Below are 5016 nucleotides of genomic sequence, written 5' to 3'. Positions count from 1 at the left end.
GATGGTGGTGGGCGCCTGCGTGGAGTCCGGCGCCGATCCGGTGGCCTGCGCCGGGCCGGTGCTGGCCGGGCTGCGCGGGGCGCTGACCGGCGCCCAGCGGCTGGTCGAGCACTGGGCGCGGACCGGCGGCGGGCCGCTGCCGGACCAGGAGACGGACGATCCGGCCGAGGCGCACGCCCGGATCGAGGACCCGGAGCTCCTCGACGCCTGGAACGCCCACCTGGCCGTGGTCGCCTGGTGGACGCTGCACCTGTGGCAGCAGGCCGCCTGGGCGGTGTACGCCCACGCGCCGGTCCGGGCCGAGGCCCGCGCCTCGGGCGTCACCGGGGTGCTGCTGGAGCTGTTCGACCGGTACGAGGGCGAGCGGCACGACTTCAAGGGCCTGACCCACCTGGCCCTGGTGCTCGACGACGAGCCGCTGCTGGTCCTCGACCGCCCCACCGGCACCGGCTACCTGCTGCGGATGAGCGGCCTGAGCGACACCTTCCAGTTGCACACCCTGCTCGCCGACGTGCTGATCGGCGGCGGCCACCTGCCCGGCACCCCGCAGGACCCGGAGGTGGTGGCGCTGGCCCGGACGGAGTCCCCGGAGGGCCGCCGGCTGATCGCCACCGGCGCCTTCAACCTGGTCGCGCCGGACGGCTCCTGGCTCTGGAACGAGGGCACGCCCAGCGACATCCCGGTGCTGGACGGTGTGCGCACCCTGGTGCTGGAGCCGCTGCCGTACGAGCGCAGTTGGTCGGCCGGGCGCTTCATCGAGGAGCTCCCGGGCGACCTACGGCTGGAGCGGGTGCTGGACCGGGCGGAGACGGCGGAGCGGCTGGCCCGGATGGTGCCGGGGATGTCCACGGTGTCGGCCTTCGGGTAGCGGGCCGACGGCCCGGAGGCCCCCGGACGGCCGTCCCGTTCACCGGGTTATGGTCGGAAGCCGGAACGCGAACCCCTACGAGTGGAGTCGACGATGGCGAAGGTCCCGAACGCGCTCGCGGCCGCCGCGCCCGCCGCGCTGACCGCGGCGAGCGGTCTGGTCGGCGGTTACGGTGTCGCCCGCTGGAGCGGCCGGCGCGAACTGGGCGGCGCGGTGCTGGCGGTGGCCGGTGCCGGGGCGGCCGCGCAGTGGCGCCGCCGTTCGGGCCCGGTGGCCGCGGCGGCGCTGACCGGCCTGTACGTGGCGGCCTTCGGCGGTTCGCACCCGCTGGCGAAGCGGATCGGCGCCTGGCCGTCCGTCTTCGCCGTCACCGGGGTGGTCGCGGCGGCGTCCACGGCCGCGACGGTGCTGTCCGCCCGCAAGCGCTGAGTCGCGCCCCCGGTCAGGACGGGACGACCGCCGCGCCGAACCGCGCCTCGAAGGCCGCCCGGTTCGCCGAGACCGGTGAGCGGTCCCACACCGCGAACACCACCTGCTCGAACGCGCCCCCGTAGCGGGCCAGCGCGCCCTCGAAAGCCTCGGCGACCTGGGCCGGGTCGTTGCGGAACACCCCGCAGCCCCAGGCGCCGAGCACCAGGGCCCGGACCTCGTGCCGGGCCGCCGCGGCGAGCACCCGGACGGCCCGCTCGGCGAGCACGCCCCGGACGTCCACCCCGGCCGAACGCCGTTCCAGCTGACCGGCGTTGGGGGCGGGCGAGGTCAGGAAGGTGACCGGGTACGGCCGGGCCAGCAGGTCGCCCCGGCGGCCCCGGATCACCGGCACCGCGGGCGAGGCGATCACCCGGTGGCTGTACCGCAGGTCCGTCGAGGCCCGGTGCGCCTCGTAGTAGTCCGGTGCCTCCACCAGGCAGCTGTACAGCAGCGCGCTGCGGCACAGGTCCTCCTCCTGGGCGCGGGCGCCGCGCAGGTAGCCGCCGCCGGGGTTGCGCGCGGAGGCGAAGTTCAGCACCCCGACCGGCCCGGCGCCGGCCGCGACCAGCCGCCCGGCGGCCTCCATGCTCCCCTCGGCCGTCACCTCGATCCGGCCGGTCAGCGCTCCCCTGCCGCCTTCGGCCAGCAGCGCGTCCAGGTCCTTGGGTGTGTACGACACCGTGCCGGCCCGCGCCGCCGCCAACTGCTCCCCCACCCGCACGGTTTCGCCCCCGGCCGTCCGGTAGCTCCCCCGCTCGGCGATCTCCTCGTTCACCCGTGCCACGTCATGCAGTCTGCTGCTCATGTCCGTGACGCTACGGGACTACCCTCAGGGCGCGCCACAGGTTATTCTCACCTCCAGAACAACACCTCGGGGGGCGAGCGACAGCGAGGTGTTCGGGGGGGTATCGGGGGATACGGGGGAAGCACGAAGGGCCCGCTCCGGGGGACGGAGCGGGCCCTTCGTGTGTGGTCCGACCATGCGGTCCGACCATCGTGGGTTCAGTCAGTCAGTCGGCCGGCGATCGATCACCGGCCGTACGACGTCAGTTCTTCCAGCGCGGCTTGCGGTCGTCGCGGTTGAAGCCGCCGCCGTTGAAGCCACCGCGGTCGTCACGGTTGAAGCCGCCCGAGCGGGCGCCACGGTCGTCACGGTCACGGTTGAAGCCGCCGGAGGCCTGCGGACGGCCGCCGGAGCGGTGGTCGTCGCGGCGGGCGAACGGACGGCTGCTGCTGCCGCCGCGCTCGTCGCGGTCCCGGCCGAAGGCCGGGCGGTCGCCGAAGGAGCGGGCCGGACGGTCGCCGAAGGAGCGGCCGCCGCGGTCGTCGCGGTCACGGTTGAAGCCACCGCGGTCGCCGCGGTCGTCACGGTTGAAGCCACCCGAGCGGGCGCCACGGTCGTCACGGTCACGGCCGGCACCGAAGCCACCACGGTCGTCACGGTTGAAGCCACCCGAGCGGGGGCCGCGGTCGCCGCGGTCGTCACGGTTGAAACCGCCCGAGCGGGCGCCACGGTCGCCGCGGTCGTCACGGTTGAAGCCGCCCGAGCGACGGTCGTCACGGTCCCGGTTGAAACCACCGGAGCGGCGGTCGTCACGGTCCCGGTCACGGTCGCGGCCGAAGGCCGGACGCTCGGTGCGCGCCTCGCGGTAGGCCGGGGTGCGCTCCTCGGTCTTGGCGGCGGGAGCCTCGGCGGCGGCCGGGGCGGCGGCCTTGGCGGTCTCCTCGCCGGCCTCCTCGGACGCGGACGGGGCCTCGTCCTCGATGCCCAGCTCGGCCCGCTCGCGCGCCGCACGGGAGGCCAGGCGGTCGGCCTCCTCGCGCAGCTCGGTGGCGCGGCGCTGCGCGCGCTCCAGCTGACGGGTCATGTCGGCGAGCTCGCGCTCGGCGGCACCGGCGATGTTGGCGGCGCTCTCGGCCTGAACCTCGGTGAGCGAGCGGGCGCCGGTGATCTTGGCGACCTCGGCGTCGAAGGCGTGGTCCAGGATGTGGCGGCTGGCGTCGACGCCCGCGTCCTCCATCAGGCGGAACACGCCGCGGCGCTGGTGCGGCAGCACCAGGGTGACGACGGCGCCGGAGCGGCCGGCACGCGCGGTGCGGCCGGAGCGGTGCAGGTAGTCCTTGTGGTCGCCGGCCGGGTCCACGTTGAGGACCAGGTCGATGCCGTCGACGTGGATGCCGCGGGCGGCGACGTCGGTGGCGACGACGACGTTGACGTAGCCGTCCTTGAAGTCGCCGAGGACGCGGGTACGGGCGCCCTGGGTCATGCCGCCGTGCAGCGCGTCGGCCTTCACGCCGGCCTCGAGGAGCTGCTCGGCGACGCGGTCGGCGCCCATCTGGGTGCGGACGAAGATGATCGTGCGGCCCTTGCGGGCGGCGATCGCGTTGGTGATCGGCGCCTTGTCCTTGGGCTTCACCACGAGGATGTGGTGGGTCATGGTGGTGACCGCGCCGGCCGACGGGTCGACCTCGTGGGTGACCGGGTTCTTCAGGTAGCGCTTGACCAGGGTGTCGATCTCGTTCTCCAGGGTGGCGGAGAACAGCAGGCGCTGGCCGCCGGCCGGCACCTGGTCGAGGATCTCGGTGACCTCGGGCAGGAAGCCCATGTCGGCCATCTGGTCGGCCTCGTCGAGCACGACGGTCTTGACGTCGGCGAGCTTCGCGGAGCCGCGGTTCAGCAGGTCACGCAGTCGGCCGGGGGTGGCGACCAGGACGTCGACGCCGCGCTCCAGCGCGTAGATCTGGTTCGACATCGAGGTGCCGCCGCAGACGACCTTGAGCTTGAGGCCGAGCACCGAGCCGAAGGGCTCCAGGGCGTCGGCGACCTGCATGGCCAGCTCGCGGGTCGGGACCAGGATCAGGCCGCGCGGGTGCTTGGGCTTGGTGCGCTCGCCGTCGGCGAGGCGGGTCAGCAGCGGCAGGCCGAAGCTGAGGGTCTTGCCGGAGCCGGTACGGCCACGGCCCAGCACGTCCTTGCCGGCCAGGGCGTCCGGGATGGTCGCGGCCTGGATCGGGAACGGGGTGGTGACGCCGCGCTTGGCGAGGGCGCGCACGACGTCGTCGTGCAGGCCCAGGTCGCCGAAGGTGATGGTGGGCTCGGCGGCCTCCGCCGGCTCCTCGACGGTCTCGGCGGCGTCGGCGGTCTCGGTGACCTCGGTGACCTCGGCGGCGATCTCCGCAGCCTCGGCAGTCAGGTCGGTGGTGTCGGTGGTGTCGGTGACATCGGCGGCAGCCTCGTTCGCGGGCATGGCGAAGCGGGCGTCGTCAACGAGAGACATGCAAAACCTTCCGGAAGTGGCACGCGCCAAAGTCCGGGGTTCTGTTTCACAACCGCCTCTATGCGGTCAGCCACGGATCGCCGGAACGCGCCAAGGGCGCCAGATGGGAATAGGGCGCCAGTCAAATGAATCAAACGAACGATCTACCACCATAGACGACCCTCGGGATCAGAGGCAAATGCCCTGGCCAGCCCGCTAATGCGTACCCGCGTGCGGGCTCGGCGCCGAGGAACCGGAGCTGCCGGCGGACGGTTCCGGGCCCGGCGGGACGGTCGCGGCGGGCGTGGTGTGCTCCGGCTCGGGGGAGCCGGAAGGGCGGCCGCTCGGCGGCGCCGACGGGCTCCCGGCCGTACCGCCGCCGGAGCGGCCCTCACCGGTACCGCCGGAGCCCGCCGGACC

General features: G+C 74.3%; 4 protein-coding genes. 2 read left to right on the top strand and 2 right to left on the bottom strand.

Translation table 11 applies throughout. The features are described 5' to 3' along the window. Window positions 1-868: hypothetical protein (locus BG452_RS29765; RefSeq protein ID WP_188307455.1), on the top strand; the 868-nt coding region annotated here is incomplete at its 5' end. A gap of 93 nt (window positions 869-961) precedes the next feature. Next, complete coding sequence (locus tag BG452_RS29760) at window positions 962-1297, top strand: hypothetical protein (RefSeq protein WP_188307454.1); 336 nt, start codon at window positions 962-964, stop codon at window positions 1295-1297. Between the two features lie 13 nt (window positions 1298-1310). On the opposite strand, the gene BG452_RS29755 is transcribed toward BG452_RS29760, so the two are convergent. Both BG452_RS29755 and BG452_RS29750 read right to left on the bottom strand, forming a co-directional pair. Continuing rightward, on the bottom strand, window positions 1311-2144 hold the full coding sequence (locus BG452_RS29755; protein WP_188307453.1) for a TIGR02452 family protein: 834 nt from the start codon (window positions 2142-2144) through the stop codon (window positions 1311-1313). 241 nt (window positions 2145-2385) lie between these two features. Then, on the bottom strand, window positions 2386-4617 hold the full coding sequence (locus BG452_RS29750) for a DEAD/DEAH box helicase (RefSeq protein ID WP_223242915.1): 2232 nt from the start codon (window positions 4615-4617) through the stop codon (window positions 2386-2388). Window positions 4618-5016 lie beyond the last annotated feature (399 nt).

It is taken from the genome of Streptomyces sp. CBMA123 (assembly GCF_014596465.1).
Lineage (GTDB): Bacteria > Actinomycetota > Actinomycetes > Streptomycetales > Streptomycetaceae > Kitasatospora.
Note: the sequence above shows the minus strand (reverse complement) of the source record. Positions and strands in the feature narration are given on the sequence as shown.